At 43.6% G+C, this 19,628-nt stretch carries 17 protein-coding genes and 1 pseudogene; 10 read left to right on the forward strand and 8 right to left on the reverse strand.

Annotated elements, in window-relative coordinates; translation table 11 throughout:
- Nucleotides 1-122: 122 nt before the first annotated feature.
- Nucleotides 123-671: a carbohydrate binding domain-containing protein gene (locus B1L02_RS12850; RefSeq protein WP_088531339.1), complete on the forward strand. Its 549-nt coding sequence runs from the start codon at nucleotides 123-125 to the stop codon at nucleotides 669-671.
- A gap of 196 nt (nucleotides 672-867) precedes the next feature.
- Here the strand turns inward: B1L02_RS12850 and B1L02_RS12855 are convergent, their stop codons facing one another.
- The 3 genes from B1L02_RS12855 to B1L02_RS12865 form a co-directional block, all read right to left on the reverse strand.
- Complete coding sequence (locus B1L02_RS12855) at nucleotides 868-1,434, reverse strand: hypothetical protein (RefSeq protein WP_088531340.1); 567 nt, start codon at nucleotides 1,432-1,434, stop codon at nucleotides 868-870.
- Nucleotides 1,435-1,562: 128 nt separating this feature from the next.
- Complete coding sequence (locus B1L02_RS12860; RefSeq protein WP_010370628.1) at nucleotides 1,563-1,811, reverse strand: hypothetical protein; 249 nt, start codon at nucleotides 1,809-1,811, stop codon at nucleotides 1,563-1,565.
- Nucleotides 1,812-2,043: 232 nt separating this feature from the next.
- Nucleotides 2,044-2,352, reverse strand: coding sequence for a hypothetical protein (locus tag B1L02_RS12865; RefSeq protein WP_088531341.1), 309 nt, complete (start codon nucleotides 2,350-2,352; stop codon nucleotides 2,044-2,046).
- A 154-nt stretch (nucleotides 2,353-2,506) separates the two neighbouring features.
- Between B1L02_RS12865 and B1L02_RS12870 the strand changes: the two genes are divergently transcribed.
- Both B1L02_RS12870 and B1L02_RS12875 read left to right on the forward strand, forming a co-directional pair.
- A complete protein-coding gene (locus B1L02_RS12870; RefSeq protein ID WP_223192009.1) occupies nucleotides 2,507-3,643 on the forward strand; it encodes a sensor histidine kinase in 1,137 nt (378 codons plus the stop codon).
- Entirely contained in the window at nucleotides 3,640-4,254 is a 615-nt protein-coding gene (locus tag B1L02_RS12875; RefSeq protein WP_088531342.1) for a response regulator, read from the forward strand. Before B1L02_RS12870 ends, B1L02_RS12875 begins: the two co-directional genes overlap by 4 nt.
- Before the next feature lie 321 nt (nucleotides 4,255-4,575).
- Here B1L02_RS12875 and B1L02_RS12880 read toward each other — a convergent pair whose 3' ends face one another.
- Both B1L02_RS12880 and B1L02_RS24545 read right to left on the reverse strand, forming a co-directional pair.
- Nucleotides 4,576-4,758: a hypothetical protein gene (locus B1L02_RS12880; RefSeq protein ID WP_088531343.1), complete on the reverse strand. Its 183-nt coding sequence runs from the start codon at nucleotides 4,756-4,758 to the stop codon at nucleotides 4,576-4,578.
- Nucleotides 4,759-5,085: 327 nt separating this feature from the next.
- On the reverse strand, nucleotides 5,086-5,451 hold the full coding sequence (locus B1L02_RS24545; protein ID WP_088531344.1) for a hypothetical protein: 366 nt from the start codon (nucleotides 5,449-5,451) through the stop codon (nucleotides 5,086-5,088).
- 528 nt (nucleotides 5,452-5,979) lie between these two features.
- On the opposite strand from B1L02_RS24545, the gene B1L02_RS12895 reads away from it, so the two are divergent.
- The 6 genes from B1L02_RS12895 (at nucleotide 5,980) to B1L02_RS12920 (ending at nucleotide 15,479) form a co-directional block, all read left to right on the forward strand.
- A complete protein-coding gene (locus B1L02_RS12895) occupies nucleotides 5,980-8,250 on the forward strand; it encodes a TonB-dependent receptor (protein WP_088531346.1) in 2,271 nt (756 codons plus the stop codon).
- A gap of 2 nt (nucleotides 8,251-8,252) precedes the next feature.
- Entirely contained in the window at nucleotides 8,253-9,203 is a 951-nt protein-coding gene (locus B1L02_RS12900; protein ID WP_088531347.1) for an alpha/beta hydrolase, read from the forward strand.
- A 9-nt stretch (nucleotides 9,204-9,212) separates the two neighbouring features.
- The gene (locus B1L02_RS12905; protein ID WP_088531348.1) at nucleotides 9,213-10,454 is read left to right on the forward strand and encodes an esterase/lipase family protein; all 1,242 of its coding nucleotides are present in this window, start codon (nucleotides 9,213-9,215) and stop codon (nucleotides 10,452-10,454) included.
- 110 nt (nucleotides 10,455-10,564) lie between these two features.
- On the forward strand, nucleotides 10,565-11,617 hold the full coding sequence (locus B1L02_RS12910) for a helix-turn-helix domain-containing protein (protein WP_088531349.1): 1,053 nt from the start codon (nucleotides 10,565-10,567) through the stop codon (nucleotides 11,615-11,617).
- A gap of 54 nt (nucleotides 11,618-11,671) precedes the next feature.
- A complete protein-coding gene (locus B1L02_RS12915) occupies nucleotides 11,672-13,303 on the forward strand; it encodes a Na/Pi cotransporter family protein (protein ID WP_088531350.1) in 1,632 nt (543 codons plus the stop codon).
- A gap of 136 nt (nucleotides 13,304-13,439) precedes the next feature.
- A complete protein-coding gene (locus B1L02_RS12920) occupies nucleotides 13,440-15,479 on the forward strand; it encodes a prolyl oligopeptidase family serine peptidase (protein ID WP_223192073.1) in 2,040 nt (679 codons plus the stop codon).
- A gap of 219 nt (nucleotides 15,480-15,698) precedes the next feature.
- Here B1L02_RS12920 and B1L02_RS12925 read toward each other — a convergent pair whose 3' ends face one another.
- The 3 genes and pseudogenes from B1L02_RS12925 to B1L02_RS12935 all read right to left on the reverse strand — a co-directional run bounded on the left by B1L02_RS12925 (nucleotide 15,699) and on the right by B1L02_RS12935 (nucleotide 18,110).
- Nucleotides 15,699-16,307: a glutathione S-transferase family protein gene (locus B1L02_RS12925; RefSeq protein ID WP_088531352.1), complete on the reverse strand. Its 609-nt coding sequence runs from the start codon at nucleotides 16,305-16,307 to the stop codon at nucleotides 15,699-15,701.
- Nucleotides 16,308-16,332: 25 nt separating this feature from the next.
- On the reverse strand, nucleotides 16,333-17,394 hold the full coding sequence (locus B1L02_RS12930; RefSeq protein ID WP_088531353.1) for an NADP-dependent oxidoreductase: 1,062 nt from the start codon (nucleotides 17,392-17,394) through the stop codon (nucleotides 16,333-16,335).
- Between the two features lie 27 nt (nucleotides 17,395-17,421).
- Nucleotides 17,422-18,110, reverse strand: a pseudogene (locus tag B1L02_RS12935) (type 1 glutamine amidotransferase domain-containing protein).
- Nucleotides 18,111-18,290: 180 nt separating this feature from the next.
- On the opposite strand from B1L02_RS12935, the gene B1L02_RS12940 reads away from it, so the two are divergent.
- The gene (locus tag B1L02_RS12940) at nucleotides 18,291-19,196 is read left to right on the forward strand and encodes a LysR family transcriptional regulator (protein WP_088531354.1); all 906 of its coding nucleotides are present in this window, start codon (nucleotides 18,291-18,293) and stop codon (nucleotides 19,194-19,196) included.
- Nucleotides 19,197-19,628 lie beyond the last annotated feature (432 nt).

Below are 19,628 nucleotides of genomic sequence, written 5' to 3' on the forward strand. Positions count from 1 at the left end.
AAGCACGATGACTTGAAACTTTCTAACCTTGACCAAAAATGCACATGAGCCCGTTGTCATATTACTCCCTTGTAAATACAATAAAAAATTATATTTTAGGGACGTTGTTCTAAGGATTTTCTATGCGCTTTTTACCACTCTTATTAGTCGTTGCGGTGTCGGGCTGTAGCGTAACTCAGCCAAACTTGAAGCCAAAACAGTGGCGTTTTGCGACCGATCCACATGGCAGCCAAGCCATTCTTAACGGCCCGCTGGTTAATGAAAAGCAAGTTGCTATTCAGTTTAAGCGTGTACCGCGAGTCGACAAACAAAACAATTCTTGGGTAGAGCTTATTTACGACTTGCCCACTAAACAGCTCCCCTCTCAATTCAATATCGCACTGACGTATAAAAGTGATAACGCTCTGATCGTCAAGTTGTCGCAACAGGAGTATGGTGGCTCGGGTGATAAAAGCTATGCTCACTACCAAACTAAATTACCAGCATCAAACACTTGGCATACAATCAACGTATCTTTAAATGATTTTGTCAGACCCAATTGGACACCAGCTTGGTCAAAGGACAAAGGGGTCATACTCAAGCATGTTTCAGCACTTTACTTCGTACCAGATTTAACGGATGTGGAAGGTGGTGAAGCAAGCCTTGCAATAAAAAGTCTTCGAATTGAGTAATTTAGCCAATTAAATTGGTGTGCATCTACATGTGGGGTATTCCACTTTACTAAACAATCGCTGCCAATTTAAGGTTAAAGCGAATAACGTAAACGCAATGATTTGAATGTGATTTTTCACTAAGGCAGAGTGTAGCCAGCTCATATAATTGTTAAATTATTAGCGCTGGCTAATCAGGGAGTAATTAAGCGTTAGATTACGCACCTAATGCCGTTAGCTTTTCTTTTAATTCTTCTTTATTGATTAGACCCATTTCATGCTGCTTTTTGGTTTTACGAATTTCATCGAAATTGTCTAGTTTCAAACGCGCTTTAGCCAGCTTAGTATCAAACTCGGCTTGTGAGATAACATCAAGCTTTAGCGCTTTTTCTAGCTTCTCTTTTTCACCATCAAATTCTTTTTGGAAAACCGCTTTTTCCTGAATAACAATCTGATCTTTTAGTTGCTTCTCAATAGCGATAACTTCCGCTTCTAAATCGTCTTTACGCTTAATTAACGGGTCGATACGCTCGATAGTGTCTTGCAATACAACCTCAAGGTTTGCACCATCGTTTTTGATTAGGTTTTCAATGTATTTACGGCCAATATCTTGGTATGCAATATTAAGTTGACCATCGATTGACGCGATATCTGATTTCAAACCAGCAAGCTTTGCATTGTCTTTTGTTGAAGACACAATATCACCGCTTAGTTTACTGGTAGATTCGCCAATACTACTACCAATAGATTGCGCTTGAGTTTTGAATTTATTTAATAGACTCATGGTTATTTTTCCTTAAATAGATTGAGATTTTCAATTTATGTAATATCTAATACGACAGACAAACCGAAAAAATATATTTCAGATTAATTAAGTAATAATTATTAAGCCCAGAGTATCTTGACTTAACTTTAAGACACTCGCTTCTTGCGCTTCGACATGATGCGTTTAGTGCCACTCCACGCCATCCAACAGCCGAATAACACGGCACCCACGACCAAAGAGTAAATAGCAAAAGAGGCGACTTTAATAATAAAAATGACGAGCAAAGTGATAAATAGAACAACAAACAACAAAAGCTTTGGTGATTTAGCTAGTTGCTTGGCAATAAAAGAAGGTAAAAACGCACTTAATATGCGCTCCAATCTTTGAGCATTCATAACACTATAATCCTTGTGTTTAAGTGAGGTTATTTTGAGACGGACGATAGGTTATCAGTTTTATTTCTACCTGCCAAATTAATTATTGGTTAATTATCAAACTGAACAATCCCTTTTTGCAAACTAGTTATCAAATGAAACCAGCCAAGCGAATAAAAATTAAAATTAAAAAATTACAACAACTTAAAGAAAATCATCTATAAATTACGGGGTTTTACTCCTTTCGATTTAGTCAACAGCCAGTAGAATTAAACCACCTTACCCATGATTCAGGTTCTGATAAAATAAATTGGAAAGTTTGATTACTCTTTAATGTAATTTGGATCGCTTGAGTTGTGAGAGGAAGCAGTCCTGCGCCTTTGCCAAGGCACTGTTCAACCTTAATCACATCGGCGATATCAATTTGATATGGACCTAGCCCCAGCAGGGTATTGAAAGGAGTAAAACACAGTGTATCTGCCGTCGCCCATAACCTTCCATCAGCACGAGCGGCGCCACATTGAACAGTGGCCATTGAAGAAATCGTTGCCATATCTGTCATAAATAAGCCTCATATGAATTACCGATACCCATCACTATCTTAGTAAAGTGGTGTCACGTCACCAGTGATAAATCTCATATTTTGACTATGACAATTATCACTGTTCTCACTATAGCGATTCTGTAATAATCGAAAATAAAAATTTTGCACAAAAATGATGGACTCTCCTATCCGCCATACAACAGACTGGCGTTTTTCAACACTTGCCTCTTGGTTAGGTGTCACACTTGCATGTATGTACTACCGTAACTCTCAGCTCGCATTAGTCGGCCAGCTAATCATTAGCGGTGCCATTTTGACATTGCTGTTTTTTATCATTAACAACCCAAATAAGCGAGTCCATGCGGCAGCCTGTACTTACCTAGTATTGATAGCGCTACTTATGCAGGTATCAACAACTTCGTTAGTTTTTATTCACTTGGTCATGTTTTCCGCAATTTTTAGTCCGCACTTTTCATTCCCTAAAGTTCTGTCTGCCGTGTTACTTGCTATGCTGGTATACGGATTTACACACTATGCAAGGTGGGAAGGAAGCGTACCTTGGATCACCTTTGCTGTTTGGCTATTTTTTTGTGCAATGAATTGGTTTGTCAGCAGACGCATAGTTGAGAGCCTTAATATGCACTACCAATCTCGGCAAAATTACAAAGAGCTCAAAGCCACGCAACACATGATGGGGGCCATGTCAGCAGCGCAAGAAAGACTTAATATTTCCCGAGAATTGCATGATTCACTAGGCCATAAACTCACAGCACTGAGTATTAATCTTGATTTCGCAAAAAGAACGGCAAGCGAAGATATGGAGCCAACCCTAGTAAGTTGCCATCAACTAAGCCAAACTTTGCTTGAGGAAGTAAGAAGCATCGTATCCACTCAGCGCCACAATAAAACACTCTTGAAACAAGCACTCGAAGCAATTTTCAAGGCTACCCCAAATTTGCGCTACACCTTAAAGCTAGACCGCGGATCAGAACAAATCTCGCAAGAACATTCACTCTGCGTGATCCGTTTTTGTCAAGAAATGGTAAGCAATACGCTCAAACATACCAAAGCAAATCATATCAATTTTGAGGTCGCAATTGACACGGCAACCCATAACCTAAAAGCTAGCGCCTTTCACAACCAAAGCGAGTCTAGTTTGCCAAAACAAGGCAATGGCTTATCTGGGCTACATGAACGACTAGCACTACTTAACGGCTCATTCGCACAAAAAATTGAAAATCAAAAGCTCATCAGCTCGATAACCATACCAGTACCCGAACTTAACCTTTTATCCGAGAATATTACATGATCAATTGCCTACTCGTGGAAGACCAAACCTTGGTGAGATTGGGCCTAGCCAACTTGCTTAATCTTGACGAAAACATTTGTGTAAAAGGGCAAGCTGAAGACGGTATACAGGCACTTGAGTTACTCGATTCACAGCAATTTGACATCATCTTACTGGATATGCGCATGCCTAATTTAGATGGGCTCGGTGTACTTAACGCATTGCGTACTAACGCAATACCCACTCCAGTTTTGATTATCACTACCTTTGAAGATTGCGATGTATTAGTAAAGGCCATTAATCTTGGTGCACGGGGCTACGTACTTAAGAATATTGAACTAGAAGCATTAATCGACGCCATACAACAGGTGATTGCAGGGAAAAAAGTGCTACAAAGCGCTTTGACGACTTACCTTCTAGAGCAGCAATTAGCACCACAAGAAAAATTGACTGAAAAAGAACAAGCAGTGTTGCGCTGTTTATCTCTCGGCATGTCAAACAAAATCATCGCCAACACCTTACACAATTCCGAAGGCACCATTCGCAACCATGTCTCTCAAATACTCGCAAAACTTGAAGTTAAAGACAGAACCCAAGCGGTCATAAAGGCGATTAACCAGAGTTTGATTTAAATGAAGCTTAACCGTGACGATGTACTGAATAAATAATAATCTTATTATAAAAAACTTAATGCCAACCTATTTAACCTGATATTTGGATAATAAAGGAGTTAACTAGCCAGAGCGCTGTCGTAATGAAATCGCTTTTGTCCCCTAGTAACTACACTCTGTAGGCTGGTAAATTTACGCACGATAGCTGGTTATTGAAAGTTAACTCAATCCAATTAGCGCCAAAGCTGACGGCTAGGATGGCATTAACTATCCGAAGCTAAGGTTATTTATACAAAAGAGCATAAAACGTGATACGAACTAGGTCCGCATCACGAATCAATATTACATTTCCGTACAGGCAACTTTATCCGTAGGATAGCAAGTGTCGGTAACTAAACATTTTGGACCCATGCTGCACCACTCAGTTTGCTTCACGCCACCTGCTACTTGAGGAGTCGCTTGCGCATTGAGTTCGGTATTATTAGATAGAGATTTAAGTGGTTTTTTTTGTAATTTCAATTTCATTCTTTATTTTCCTTATTGATAATTTGTACCCTTTTTAAAAGAGTACCCCCAAAGTATCACCTTTAGAGATAGAGAACAATAATTCAGCAAATACTAAAGTTGTAAATAATCCTTTCGCTCAGTTTTAATTAAGGGCTTAGCATGCAATCTTTACATATCGGATAATTTGTCGCGTGCATTGGACTGAGCTCAACCCAGTCCAATGCCTTTAAACTAGTATAGTGCTCGGTCTCTTTTCCCATACCCATAATATGGAAAAATATCCCAGCAAAATAGACCATCTTCTCCCACCGCACAGGTTGAGTCTTCCATTAATTTCGTCAAATTTTAAATCGAAGGAAGCGTAATCCTCTTACCTTCATAACTCCCTAAGGGCCAGCAAGATAGAACGTTATCATCTACTGCACAGGCTTGGTCCGTATATACATTAAGTTGCGTCGGATTAACGAGTGGTTTGCTATACACATCATTAGCGCGATTCCAGCACACCGCTCTATCAAGTTCTAAAACACATGTTTCTACAGCACCAACTGAAACACTTTTTGTAGTTAACAAGTCACGTGGAACAAACAGTTCTTCATGAGTTCCCTCCTTGATACATTGCACAAAGCGAGAATTAATCTGCTGATAACCTCTAACCATGCAAATACAGTCATCACTTAAATCCAGAGATAATATGTTATCAGAATACATGCTCGGGTAACTCCAATCAGCCTCAGAGTTATCGCTACCACACAAAAAGCCGTCTGTGTATAAAGCACATACGCAAATACCTTCCCAACTAAGATAAGACTTTCTTGCTGCGCTTCCATTACTAATAGACGCTAAATTTGTTGGACGTGCTTACAGTCGAATTTCAGGATCTTCTTGGCTCCATTCTTTTACCAGCTCGAAACACTCCAACTTACCACTTTCAACAATACATAAATTGTCATCTCTCAAAGAAATGTCATCAGGATAGTATTGTTTATCAAAAAAAACCTGACCGTAAGAATTACCGGAACACTCTGAGCCACTTTCATCAGCATCATAATTTGATTCTAAAATGGTATACCTATTGAGCCGTAGAACAGGTTTGGTTTGAGTTGAATGGATGAATAAGATATCCAAGTTCGTAATGAGCTAATTTGCTCATCAAGTTGACTGTTTTTGTCCTAGCTATTGAATTTTCTTCATTCCTATACTGGAGAACATAATAATAACGACGAAAGGTTACTCAGCATGATTGCAGCAACTCAATCGCACAGAGTCAGTTCAACCAAAGCTATAGCACGGCATACACTATCACTTCTGATAGCGGCAGTATTATCAGGCCATAGTTATGCCGAAGCGCAGCCAACGCTTAGCACTGAGCAAAGCAAAAAAATTGAGCGGATCAGCGTCACCGCTACGCGGCAAACAGAAAACCTACAAGATGTCGCGCTTGCGGTGACCGCCCTCTCCGCCTCAGAGCTTGAGAAGATGAACGTACAAGATCTCGGTGACCTGGCATCTCACGTTCCGAACCTTAACCTGCACTCTGGTGATGCTTCCAACGCCGTCATTTATATCCGCGGGATTGGCCAAATTGACTCTATCTCCTTTAATGACCCCGGGGTTGGCGTGTATCTCGATGACGTATATCTAGGGCGCGTTCAAGGTGCCTTTTTAGATGTTGTCGACCCTGAGCAAATCGAGGTATTACGTGGTCCACAAGGTACCCTTTACGGTCGCAATACCATAGGTGGCGCGGTACGTTTTAGTAGTGCCAAACCTTCGCAAGATAACGAAGGATATGTCAGCGTGGCGCTTGGGAATTATAATGCTCGGACGGTAAAAGCTAGCGTCAACGGTGCATTGATTGACGACACGCTCTCTGGGCGTTTTGCTATTGCCAAAAGTAGTCGAGATGGTTTTAGTGAGAATCGCTACAACAACCGTGACGACCACGACAAAGACACCCTAGCGTGGCGCGGCGGTTTACTTTATCAACCGAGTGAGTATTTTTCGGCCTATTTGGTCGTCGATGGCTCGAACGCATCTCCCTCAAGCTCACGCACTCCACATCGAGAAACACCTATCTATTCTGTGATAAAAGAAGGCGACTATGCACCTCAGGAAGACCCATTTGTCGTCGACGTTAACTACAACGATTTAGAAGAGCTCGATACCTCGGGAGCGAGCTTAACGCTTGAATATCTCACGGGCCACTCGGTATTTAAATCCATCACTGCTCGACGCGAAATGGAATACCGAACGCACTTAGACTTAGATGCCACCCCCGATGCATCGTTTGGTATTTTTAACTTCGAAGATCAACAGCAGATAAGCCAAGAATTTCAATGGTTATACAAAGACGACAAATTCTCTTTGGTATCTGGGCTCTATTACTTTAATGAGGACGATCTGAGTTTTGGCGGCTCCGTTGCACCGGACTTTTTCGTTATGGTGGCACCAGAGGTTTACCTGCCTTGGCCTGTGATTAACGCAGGAGAACGTGATCAAGAAAATACCAGCTCAGCCCTCTACGCTAACCTCTCTTGGTCTTTGACTGAAAAGCTCGACGTCACGCTTGGCGCACGCTACACCATAGAGAAAAAAGAAGTCACATCCAAAGGCGAGGAATTTTTTGGCACCGGTGTAACAACGGCTGAGGAAATGGAAGCGGTATTCGGCACGGGGATTGGCTATAGCCCGACAGGCTACAGCGCATCCAAGGAATGGAAAGAGTTTACCCCAAAGGTGGTGTTCGATTACACCATATCTGACGACAGCATGGTTTACCTGAGCGCTGGAAAAGGGTTTAAAAGTGGCGGTTTTAATGGCCGGATCACCTCATTCGCACAACCTTTTGAACCAGAAACCTTGTGGAGCTATGAAATTGGCTCTAAGTCTTTATTGAATAAGCAGAATATTCGCTTAAATACCGCAGCTTTTTTCAATGACTACAAAAACTTTCAGCTCAGCCGCTTTTCTATCGACCCCGACACCGGCGCGTTTTTATCACTGTTTGAAAATGCAGGTAAAGCCACTATTTATGGCGCAGAAATGGAGCTCGAAGCCGTGGCTTCCGATAACCTCACTCTGAACCTCAACTTGGGCTATTTAGGGGGCGGTTATGATGAGCTTATCGGTGACTTTGGTAAAGAAGTCAGCGATGAAAGAGAGCTGGTTAATTCACCAAAATGGAATGGCCGTGCAGGCTTTGAATACTTCTTTAGCGCCTTTACACAAGGCGAATTTTCACTACGAGCTAGTGCCGCCTATCGCAGTAAAACCTATCTCACCGTGAGCAGTTCAGAGGTACTCGCGCAGTCTGGCTACACCCTCTTTGATATGTCACTACACTACCGCTCCGCGGACGACAGTTGGGAAGCTAGTTTATACGGCAAAAACTTAGGCGATAAACGCTATCGTCAACACGGCTTCGATCTTAGCGCAGCACCTGGGGTTCAACTTGGTTATTACGGCGCGCCTAGAACGTACGGTATCAACCTTAAATATAAGTTTTAATTATGAAATTAGACAAACAAACACAAGCATTGTTAGAAGACCTCGCGGCTCAAGCTGGCGACATTCATGACATCGAAATCTCCATTGAGACCTCACGAGAAGGCGCAAGAGCGATGTTTTTAGGGCTCGCGGGAGAGATTGACGCACAAGTAAGTAGCCAAGACCTACACATTGAACACAATGGTATTCAGGTGGGCGTTCGCTGTTACCGCCCAGCGCAGCCTTTGGCAAGCCCTAGTCCCGCGGTGGTGTTTGTCCACGGTGGCGGTTGGTCCCTAGGAGATGTCGACTGCTATGACGGACTGGTAAAAGACTTATGCCAGCAATCCGGAGTCGTTTTTTTCAGTGTGGAATACAGCCTTGCGCCTGAGCATAAATTCCCATGCGCCCTGCAACAAGTAATAGCTGTAGTGGATTGGCTGCAAGAAAACCACCAGCGGTTGGAGCTAGATCCCACTAAGATTTCACTGATGGGCGACAGTGCAGGTGGTAACTTAGCGCTTGTTGCTGCGCATAACTTACATCAACAACAGCCAAACACCCTAAGTAACTTATACCTAGTTTACCCGGTAGTTGATTCCTTTTCTCCCCATGAAACCTATCCGTCACGCATGCAGTATGGCGATGGAAACTTGTTGCTAACCAGAAAGGCAATTAAAGACACCTGCGACTGGTATCTAGCACCCGAGCAAAGCGCAGCGGACATCAATGTCTCGCCATTATTTATTGAAGACATGACGCACCTTCCTGCCACCAGTGTGTTGCTTGCCGGCTGCGACCCACTTTACGATGAGGGAATGCTGCTCGCTAAAAAACTAAAGCAAGCGGGTGTGCTTAATACCTTAACCTGCTTTGAAAATACCATACATGCGTTTTTCTCCTTTGCCGTGCTCGACGTCTGCAAGCTCGCGCGCAGTAATATCGCTAATCAGTTAAAACATGACTTGACCTAGGATAAAAATATGAAAAACACAAACACAGCATTGCGCACTCACACTTATGGATTGCTCGTTTTTATCTCACTTGCAGCAAGTGGTGTAGCGCACGCATCAGCGACACTTGAAGCCACCTATACCACAGGTATTAACAATGGCTGGCAAAAGATTGAAAGATGGCGAGATAACTCAGGGCATATCGGCAATGAAAGCTTTCCAGCTGACGGTCGTGGCAATCAATCAGGTCAGCGTGCTACTTTCTTTGCGTCTAACCAACCAAGCTCTGCGCAGTTTCTGCTTTATCATGCACCGGGTTGGGATAGTAACAGCCGCCAAACACCAGTGTTGCTGATCCACGGTGCCAATCAAGATGCCGATTTGGCATGGGCAAATCCAAACGAGGCCGGTAGTTACGGCTGTGGTCGACAAAACTGTCCTTCGCAAGGCTTAATGCAAGCGCTTGCCAATGATGATTACAAAGTCTTTGCCTTAAATCTGGCGCATAAAAATGGCGATGGCTTTATCTGGGCGGAGCAGATAGCCAATGCCATCGCTCAGGTTAAAAATAAGACGGGGGCAACGCAAGTCGATTTAGTCACTTGGTCAAAAAGCGCGTTTAATGCCCGCATGTATATTTCTTCTTTGACCAATGCTTGGAGCACTAAATTCAACAGTGATGTACGCAAACTAGTTATGCTCGGCGCCCCCAACAACGGCATTGATTGGTCATTTCGTCACGGCGTTAATCATACCTATGGTGCTTATTCGCAATGTGGCGGCAGCATAAATGGGCCTACTGCGCATGATCAGATATTATGTTTTGGCTTATGGTATTCAAGTTCTGAGTGGGTTTACGACTCGTCTTACTTTCCCGGCTCCGCGCAGATGCTAAAAGCACTCGATGATAAATATGCACTCCCCACCACAGAACAAGATTGGTACACCACTTACTACGGTGGCTTAGGGTTTGTAAGCAAAGGCCGAGGTATCGCAGCGTTTACGGTCAACTCACTGGTAGACCAAGTCCGTAGCGCTGGTACCGACAGTAGCGTTCAAGTTTATAACCTTTGCGGCGATCAGGCTGATATGGCATTTATTCACAATGAACATACCGGTCCTTCCGATGGCGTTGTATTTATCAGTAGCTGCATCGACAGCACGGGAATAAGTAACTTGGCGGGCTCAGCAGTTGTGGCCACCAACCACCTAGAGCTTGGCTGGGAACCCAGTGCAATCAACCAAATCAAAAATTGGTTAAGTGCACCCTAGGCGGGCGGTGACAAAATACTGCACTAAAGTTGCAACGCAAAACTATTGCTATCTTGAGTTGATGTTGATTAACTGAATTGTTGAGAGTGATAGGATGAGCCTACGTATTTATGTCAAACACCGCCATTGCACCTTGCTACGTGCAATTGATGCAGCACACACTCACCGCAGCAAAACTGGAATTTGCTGCGGTCGCTCGGTCTTTGGTTATCAATAAAGCCATTGACGCCCTAGATGCCATTGAATTTATGCGCGTGATGGAACACTGTGCTGTCGAGCTCAATGACGAAAGCCTAAACCTCAACCGCAAAAAGCTCCTGCCTGGCACCAACGAATTTGTATTCAATAGCCTGCGCCATTGCCGCACCATTACTCAGCTATTGCAAGAGCTTGCCCGTGGCTATAACTTTATCCACGCGGGAACTTACAATTTCTGCGAGGTGTCACACACTCAAGTGAGTTACATAATTGATGATGCGGCTTTTGACTACGCCTCGGCCGCCGATGCGCAATTTTCTCACTGTATGTTAGATAGCATGCTGATATTGATCCATGGCTTGGTAAAATATGTGTGCGCCGAAACCACCCAAGTTCAACTCACACAAGTGCAGACCAAAAGTGACGCAAGCTCGCTGCTAAATTCAGTTATCACCCACATTCCCATTAAACCTGCAAGCAATCGCTACTTGCTCACCTATCAATACCAAGAAACGAATCAATCATTAGATTTAGCAAAGCTAGAACATCTTACGCTCGATACCATTTACCATTCACTGGCAAATACGCTCCATCATCAGCAGTCGATTAACGACCATGCTAACTTGCTCGATAGAGTCTATAGTGAGCTTAACGCGGGAACACTGTGCCAAGAACAAATGGCTGACAAGCTCAATATCAGCTCGGCAACATTAAGACGAAGGCTCGCTGAGTATCAAACCAGTTTTAGGCAACTAAAAAACAACGTACAAAACAAGCAGGCCAAACTGCGACTGACTCAAGGCAGTAGTTTGTATGAGGTGGCGCACACGCTTCAGTTTTCAGATGAGCGTAGCTTTATCCGTGCGTTTAAGTCGTGGAATGGCGTAACGCCTATGCAATTTCTGCAGGATTTGAGTTCTACTGTAAAAGTTGACGTCAAACAAAGCAAAGCACAACAAAAATGATATTGTGCTACGAGCGAATAAAGTTAAAGTAATAATGTAATACGTGGAAAGGATATGGAAACACTTCAACTTGCAGGTACGCTACTCGGCGGTTTGGGGATATTTTTAGTTGCGATAAGCATGATGACAGACGGTCTGAAACTGGCGGCCGGTTCGTCGCTGCGCCGAGTACTTGGAGTGTGGACCAAAACACCCCAGCGCGGTATTGCCTCAGGCTTTTGCATGACAGCCTTAGTGCAGTCATCCAGCGCGGTTACTGTGGCCTCCTTGGGCTTTGTGAACGCAGGCCTTATTACCATGCATCAGGCGCTTGGTATTGTCTATGGCGCTAATGTTGGCACCACCATCACTGGCTGGTTAGTGGCCGCAGTTGGATTTAAATTTAATATCCAAGCTATCGCACTCCCCTTGATAGGCATTGGCGCCTTGATGAAGCTGCTACTACCTCGCTCGCGACTGGCGTCGGCAGGCATGGCCTTGGTTGGTTTTGGGCTATTTTTCATCGGTATTGATATTCTCAAAGGCGCATTTGAGCATATTGTCGCTGCTTTTGATTTAAGCCAATTTACCGCAAAGGGAATCAGTGGCATGTTGACCTTTTTACTGGTAGGTATGGTGATGACAACCCTCACGCAATCTTCCAGTGCTTCCATCGCCTTGACCATTACCGCCGCCGCGAGTGGTATGATTGGATTATATGCTGCGGGCGCAATGGTCATTGGCGCAAACGTCGGCACCACGTCCACGTCTATCTTGGCATCCATTGGCGCAACTTCTAATGCCAAACGCGTCGCGGCGGCTCAAGTAATATTTAATGTGTTCACCGCGATGGTCGCTTTCGCGGTGTTACCGGTGCTGTTTTATCTCATCAAACATTTTACCGCACTTTTCGGCGTCACTGCGGATCCTGCATTGTCATTGGCACTTTTTCATACTTTGTTTAATATTTTGGGCGTGCTACTCATCTTTCCACTCAATGACAGGCTTGCTGGCTTTTTAATGAAACGCTTTTGCAGTGCCGAGGAGACGGCTTCGAGGCCACGCTTTTTAGATAATACCATCGCCCAAACGCCAGAGCTTGCAATCAATGCGTTATTACTTGAGTCCAAACTCGTTGCAGATAAGGTGTTGGCCCAATTTGATAAATGCCTACTCCCGACCGATAAACTCGCGGTTGAACAGGCGCTCCATGCAGTTCAATCACTATGTCAGCAAATTAGCCTTTTTATTGTATCGGTAGAGCAATCAGCATTATCACCACAGACCACCTCACTACTCGCTAAACTCATGCGTATTGAGCAGTATTTGTTTACTTGTAGCCACTGTGTCGAACAGCTGGTTGAACACTCACCATATAAGCAACTCGCAGAGCATCATGACCTGCATGCACAATTGAATGAATACCAAGCCCAGCTTAGTCACTTTATGAAAACCAGTTTACATGAGCAAAGCGTAACACCTGCTGAGCTGTCGCTGGCGCAAGAGACATTGCAACGTTTACATGACGATGTGAAAGACGACTTAATTCTAGCAGGTACTCACGCGTCACTGGCGATAGATAAGATGGTAAGCAATATCAATACACTGACGGAGATGTGGCAACTTTCACAGCAGTGGCATAAAGCGATGTTGCTGATCCACGCCATTGAAGCACAACTCTCTCCATCGCAAGCAGATCACCTGTGAATCAATGTAAACAGATTACGCTTTTTTAATCAGTACACATTCCTATTTTGACGACTTGGTGATAAAACGTAAGAAATAACTATAAAATAGGGACTAAGTTTTGAGAAAAAAAATTACTAATTTTGCGACACTATGTATGCTAACCACCATTGCGGGTAAATCCATAGCATTAGAAAAAGACCCATACCTATGGCTTGAAGAGGTTGAAGGCAAACAAGCGCTAGAGTGGGTAACGGCACAAAACGATAGCTCACTTAAACAACTCAAAAGTCACAGCCAATATAATCATATCTTTCAAAATACATTAGATATTATCAATGATCGGTCTCGTATTCCTTACGCAACTGAACGTGCTGGTTATTACTACAATTTCTGGCAGGATGCAGATCATGTAAGGGGCATATACCGCAGAACAACCCTCGAAGAGTATAAAAAAGCAGACCCTAAGTGGGAAACCATTCTCGACTTAGATGCGCTAGCAAAAGCTGAAAATGAGAACTGGGTTTATGGCGGAATGAACTGTCACTATCCAAAGTATGAACGCTGTTTGGTGTATTTATCGCGCGGTGGTGCTGATGCAAAAGTCGTGAGAGAGTTCGACATTCCAAGCAAATCTTTTGTAAAAAATGGATTTTATTTACCTGAAGCAAAAACCTCAGTATCTTGGTTCGACGAAAATTCAATATTTGTTGCAACAGATTTTGGAGAAGGCTCACTAACTGATTCAGGTTATGCTGGAACGGTTAAAGTGTGGCAGCGCGACACGCCGCTGGACGACGCTAAAACGATCTATCAGGCCAATAAAAGCTCTATCAGTGCCGGAGGCTTTACGGTATACGATCAAGGCAATGCAAGTCACTTTCTATACGATTCTACAAGCTTTTATACTCGCGATGTCTATAAACTCGAAGGTGACAAGCAGATAAAAATTCCAGTGCCTAGCGACGCAAGCCTCCTCGGATTAAACAATGGCATGCTCTTTATCCAGCTAAAATCTGCTTGGAAGCATTTTTCACAAGCAGAAGTAATATATGCCAACATTAACGATATGGATTCTAAAAATATCCAGTTTACGAGTTTAATCAAACCAACAGCAAATCGTTCAATAGAAAATTTGAGTTTTACCAAATCAGCAATACTAGTTACGGTGTTAGATGATGTAAAAAATAAGGTTTTCCGCTATATGCCTAAAGCTAATGGGCAGTGGAAAATAGACCAAGTGAACTTTCCAGATACCGGTTCATTATCCGTTTTTGATACTGATCCCAATAGAGACGACTTTTTTGTCACCTACACGGACTTTTTATCACCGACCAGTCTTTACTTAGTAGATGGTAAATCACTTGGAACAACAAAACTCAAAGGAAATAAATCACATTTCGACGCAGATAAGTTCGTTACCCAGCAAAAATTCGCTACATCAAAAGATGGTACAAAAGTGCCTTACTTTATTGTTCATAAGAAAGATATCAAGTTAGATGGCAGCAATCCTACTTTATTATATGCCTATGGCGGCTTTGAAGTTTCTATGCAACCTTACTACTCTGCATCAACTGGTAAAAATTGGTTAGAACAAGGCGGTGTTTATGTGCTTGCGAATATTCGTGGCGGCGGTGAGTATGGACCAAGCTGGCACCAAGCAGCACTAAAAGAAAATCGCCACAAGGCTTATGAAGACTTTGAAGCCGTAGCAGAGCAGCTGGTAGCTGATAAAGTAACCAAGCCTCAACATTTAGGTATTAAAGGTGGTAGTAACGGCGGATTGCTAGTGGGCGCCGCTTTCACTCGCAGGCCTGAACTTTACAACGCCGTTATTTGCCAAGTGCCATTACTCGATATGAAGCGTTTTAATAAGCTACTCGCTGGCGCAAGTTGGATGGGCGAATATGGTAATCCAGATGTTCCTGAAGAGTGGGAATACATTAAAACGTACTCTCCTTACCATAATCTAAGTAAAGACAAACAATATCCAAAAGTATTTTTCACAACCTCAACCCGAGATGACCGCGTACACCCAGGTCATGCGCGTAAAATGGTTGCCAAGATGCAGGATATGGGATTTGAAGTTCTGTATTTTGAGAATACCGAAGGTGGCCATGCCGGCGCTGCAAACAATGAACAGCGAGCGATGGTAAATAGCCTTGAGTTTGTTTACCTAATGGACAGACTCAAGTAGCTTTAAATTTTACTATCTAGTACGTTAAAAGCGCTCAACTTCATATTGAGCGCTTTTCTCATTTCAACTACTTGGCAAAACTAAGCTCATGAGATTCAAGCGAGAATTGCTCGCCGGTATCCAGTGAAATCTCAATATAAAATACATGGTTCTGTAATCAGGCGTAAACGAGAGTAATAAGGTGAAATCAAGATCTTATAGACTTCACCTCAAAACAGGCTAACCGTGACTTCGTGCAGCTTGATATGCACCGCGAGCTTGCACTTTTTCAAGATAAGCCTTGATGTTGCCATGCGCTGTGAGCAAACCGACTTTGTCTGCGATTTCTAGCATCACCGTCATCATAATATCGGCGGCGGTAAAGTCGTTGCCTGCGAAATAGCTTTGCTTGGCGAGTGTGGCATCTATATAAGAAAAGTCGACATTGACTTCTTTAGCAATGTAGCCATCCATTGGTTTATCGCCTGTACGCTGCTCCATCTTCATCATCAAAGACGCAATCACCGGCAGTGCCAATGACCCCTCAGCAAAGTGCAACCACTCTTGATATTGATAGTACTCTGGTGTCCCTGCATTTGGTCGCAAGCGACTGTCCTCAGCCTTGTCGAGCAGATACTCCATAATAGCGCCAGACTCACACAAGACCAGATCTTCATCAACCATCACAGGTGCTTTTCCGAGCGGATGCACCTGTTTTAGGCTTTCAGGTGCTAGACGCGTTTCAGCATTGCGTTGGTGCTTAACAATTTCAAAAGGCATATCGAGCTCATTTAAGAGCCAAAGTACGCGCGTTGAGCGTGACTCGTTTAAGTGGTGAACAGTTAACATCTAATTTGTCCTTCCTAAAATATAATTATACGAGCTCGTCGGGGCCTAAGCGCACCACAAGCTTGCCAAAGTTTTTACCTTCTAATAGGCCAATAAATGCCTCTACTGTTTTGTCCATCCCCTCGACTAGATGCTCTTTGTACTTAATCTTGCCCGCTGTTAACCATGGCAGCATCGCTTCGCTGAACTCGTTATATCTATGTCCATAATCATCGAATACAATAAAACCTTGCATTTTTACTCGCTTAATAAGCAGTGTCGCCATCAGCATAGACATACGATCAGGTCCTGATGGCAACTCAGTGGCATTATACTGAGAGATCAACCCACAAAGCGGAACCCGCGCGCTTGAGTTAAGCAATGGCATAACTGCATCGAACACCTTGCCACCCACATTTTCAAAGTAGACGTCAATCCCAGAGGGGCACGCCTGCGCTAGCTGTTCAGCGAGATCATCATTGCGATGATCAAGACAGGCATCAAAACCAAGCGTGTCTGTAGCGTAACTACATTTTTCATCGCCACCAGCAATACCTATTACTCTACACCCTTGCAGTTTTGCTATTTGCCCAACAAGGCTACCTACGGCACCCGTTGCTGCGGCAACCACCACAGTTTCTCCAGCTTTTGGCTGGCCGATATCCATCAGTCCCATGTAGGCAGTAAGGCCTGGCATCCCCAATACGCCCAAGCTATATGAAGGGTTGGGTAAATTGCTGCTTAACTTAAGTAAGTCAGTGCCATCCGAAACACTGTAGTCTTGCCAGCCGCTCATCGCCAGCACCCAATCACCTTTGGCAAATTTAGGGTTGTTTGACGCTTCGACCCGGCATACCGTACCACCGACCATAGTCTCACCAATAGCAACCGGATCGGCGTAGGATTTGGCATCGCTCATACGGCCACGCATATAAGGGTCTAATGACAAAAAGACCGTACGAAGGAGCACTTCGCCCTCTTTTGCTGTTGGGATCTTGGCTTCTTCGTAGTTGAAATTTTCTTCCGTTGGCGCACCATGTGGACGTGACGCCAGTGTAATGCGACGATTCGTTTGTGCGTTTTGAGCTTGGTTCATTGAATTACTCATGATTTATTCCTTTTTGGAAGCTGATTATCACTGGTTTAGATACGTCAGCAGTTTCTCAGCGACAAGTTCTGAGCTTGCAGGGTTTTGTCCTGTAAACAGTAAGCCATCTCTCACCGCAAAAGTGTTCCAATCATCTACTTTTTGGAAATCGGCTCCTCGCTTAACCAGCTCATCTTCTAATAAAAATGGGACAACATCAGTCAGCCCGACCGCTGCCTCTTCACTATTCGTAAAACCAGATACCGTTTTACCGTTTACTAGGTATTCTCCCTCTACGGTTTTCACATCTATTAGCACAGCTGTTGCGTGGCATACCGTGCCCACTGGTTTATCTGCAGCTAAAAAGGCACTAATCAACTGGATCGAATTTTCATCCGTTGCTAAATCCCATAATGGCCCGTGCCCCCAGGATAGAACACAGCGTCAAAATCCGCTGCGCTCACTTCAGCTAAGGGCACCGTATTTGCCACCAGTTCCTGCGTTTTTTCATCATCAAAGTAGCGCTTAGTACTGTCGGTTTGAAAGTCAGGCTGTTCGCTTTTTGGGTCAATTGGCGGCTGACCACCTTTTGGTGAAGCAAGCGTTATTTCTACCCCAGCATCTACAAAGGCATAATAAGGAGCGGCAAACTCTTCAACCCAAAATCCTGTTTTCTCGCCAGTATTGCCAAGCTCTGCGTGTGAAGTTAGCACCATTAGTATTTTCTTTGCTGTCATAAAAATCACCTCTCATTCTACTTTTTTAGAGACTAACTATTTGACCTAAACTTCGGGTTATTTAGTCTGCGGATAAACATAAAAGTATGAACTTAAGACAAATTAAACAATGCAGACAAAAGCTAACTCTTTGTTCAAACAATTGATACAATCAACTCATCTAAATCAATGGAACAATGCGTGGATATTTCGTTTGAACAACTTAAAAGCATGGTCGTTTTTGCCCAAGTCATTGAGCAAGGCACCTTTAGCGGCGCAGCTAAACATTTAAATTTGTCTCGGGCAGTGGTGAGTTATCATGTCAAAAAACTGGAGTCACAGTTAGGCATAAAATTGCTCAACCGCTCGACCCGCACCATTTCACTTACAGAGGCAGGCCGCGAATACTATCAGCGCTGCCGCGTGATTGCAGAGCAAGCCTTTGCCGCAAACCAGCAAATTGAGAATTTAAAGAAAGAGCCTATCGGCCTAATCAAGCTTACCTGCCCTGTGAATGTTGGCCTGCAAACAATAGTGCCTGCACTCAATGAATTTAGAGCTATGTATCCAAAAATTCAGCTAGATATCATGCTTACAGATGAAGTCGTCAATATCATCAAAGAAGGGATTGATCTGGCCATTCGAGGCGCCCCACTTCCCGATTCAGGTTTGCAAGCCAGTAAACTTTCGGTGCTAAAAACCTGTCTGTGCGCATCGCCCAACTATTTGCAAAAGTATGGCGTCCCCAAGCACCCCACAGATCTCTATCAGCATCAATGGGTTATTTACAAGCTGACATCTGGCGCACTGACATTTAGCAAAGGGGCTCGAGCTTACAGTATTACGATGAAAGGTGATATAAGTACCAACAATGCCGCCGCACGCACTGCTTTTGTTGAGGGAGGTCACGGTCTTGGACGAATTCCGACTTATGACGCGTTACCAAAAATACAGGCAGGTACTTTGGTTCCCGTATTAGAAGATTACACACTGCCAGACATACATGTTTATGGCGTTTTCCCAGAAGGCAATGCCAACTCTAAAAAAGTGCGACTACTGCTCGATTTTCTAAAAGGGTATTTTCAGCGCCAATTGGTTGAAGCGTAAGCCTCAACCAATTAGAAACTCACTCACAGGGTAAGAGCGTTTGCCTAAACTTTAGTAATAACTCTATCGCATCCATAATAAAGCATAGTTGCGACCATTAGGCTCACCATTATTCACACAAAGAGAAGAACCCAATATTGTTCGATTATACTCTCCCCTTGCCGCCCAGCAATGAGTCGTTCCATAAAGATCAACCTGCCAACTACCATTGAATCCATCAATGCCGTTATTACTACCCAAAAAAATACACTTCTTTTACTATCTAACTCCGGCATCTGAAACTTTATAGCCTTTTCGGAAAGGCTTTTAGCACCCGATACAATAATGCCATTATCCGCTCCGACAAAGTGCTTATCAAAACCACTTAAAGTGATTTCACTAGTTACTCCCGAATTCAATTTATAATCTTAGAGCATAAAGATGCTGAACTGT

The sequence above is a fragment of the Pseudoalteromonas piscicida genome, from assembly GCF_002208135.1.
Classification (GTDB): domain Bacteria; phylum Pseudomonadota; class Gammaproteobacteria; order Enterobacterales; family Alteromonadaceae; genus Pseudoalteromonas; species Pseudoalteromonas piscicida_A.

Coding starts and splice junctions, on each gene's coding strand:
- B1L02_RS12850 (WP_088531339.1), top strand. CDS start 123: ATGCGCTTTTTACCACTCTTATTAGTCGTTGCGGTGTCGGGCTGTAGC.
- B1L02_RS12855 (WP_088531340.1), bottom strand. CDS start 1,434: ATGAGTCTATTAAATAAATTCAAAACTCAAGCGCAATCTATTGGTAGT.
- B1L02_RS12860 (WP_010370628.1), bottom strand. CDS start 1,811: ATGAATGCTCAAAGATTGGAGCGCATATTAAGTGCGTTTTTACCTTCT.
- B1L02_RS12865 (WP_088531341.1), bottom strand. CDS start 2,352: ATGACAGATATGGCAACGATTTCTTCAATGGCCACTGTTCAATGTGGC.
- B1L02_RS12870 (WP_223192009.1), top strand. CDS start 2,507: ATGATGGACTCTCCTATCCGCCATACAACAGACTGGCGTTTTTCAACA.
- B1L02_RS12875 (WP_088531342.1), top strand. CDS start 3,640: ATGATCAATTGCCTACTCGTGGAAGACCAAACCTTGGTGAGATTGGGC.
- B1L02_RS12880 (WP_088531343.1), bottom strand. CDS start 4,758: ATGAAATTGAAATTACAAAAAAAACCACTTAAATCTCTATCTAATAAT.
- B1L02_RS24545 (WP_088531344.1), bottom strand. CDS start 5,451: ATGTATTCTGATAACATATTATCTCTGGATTTAAGTGATGACTGTATT.
- B1L02_RS12895 (WP_088531346.1), top strand. CDS start 5,980: ATGATTGCAGCAACTCAATCGCACAGAGTCAGTTCAACCAAAGCTATA.
- B1L02_RS12900 (WP_088531347.1), top strand. CDS start 8,253: ATGAAATTAGACAAACAAACACAAGCATTGTTAGAAGACCTCGCGGCT.
- B1L02_RS12905 (WP_088531348.1), top strand. CDS start 9,213: ATGAAAAACACAAACACAGCATTGCGCACTCACACTTATGGATTGCTC.
- B1L02_RS12910 (WP_088531349.1), top strand. CDS start 10,565: ATGTCAAACACCGCCATTGCACCTTGCTACGTGCAATTGATGCAGCAC.
- B1L02_RS12915 (WP_088531350.1), top strand. CDS start 11,672: ATGGAAACACTTCAACTTGCAGGTACGCTACTCGGCGGTTTGGGGATA.
- B1L02_RS12920 (WP_223192073.1), top strand. CDS start 13,440: ATGCTAACCACCATTGCGGGTAAATCCATAGCATTAGAAAAAGACCCA.
- B1L02_RS12925 (WP_088531352.1), bottom strand. CDS start 16,307: ATGTTAACTGTTCACCACTTAAACGAGTCACGCTCAACGCGCGTACTT.
- B1L02_RS12930 (WP_088531353.1), bottom strand. CDS start 17,394: ATGAGTAATTCAATGAACCAAGCTCAAAACGCACAAACGAATCGTCGC.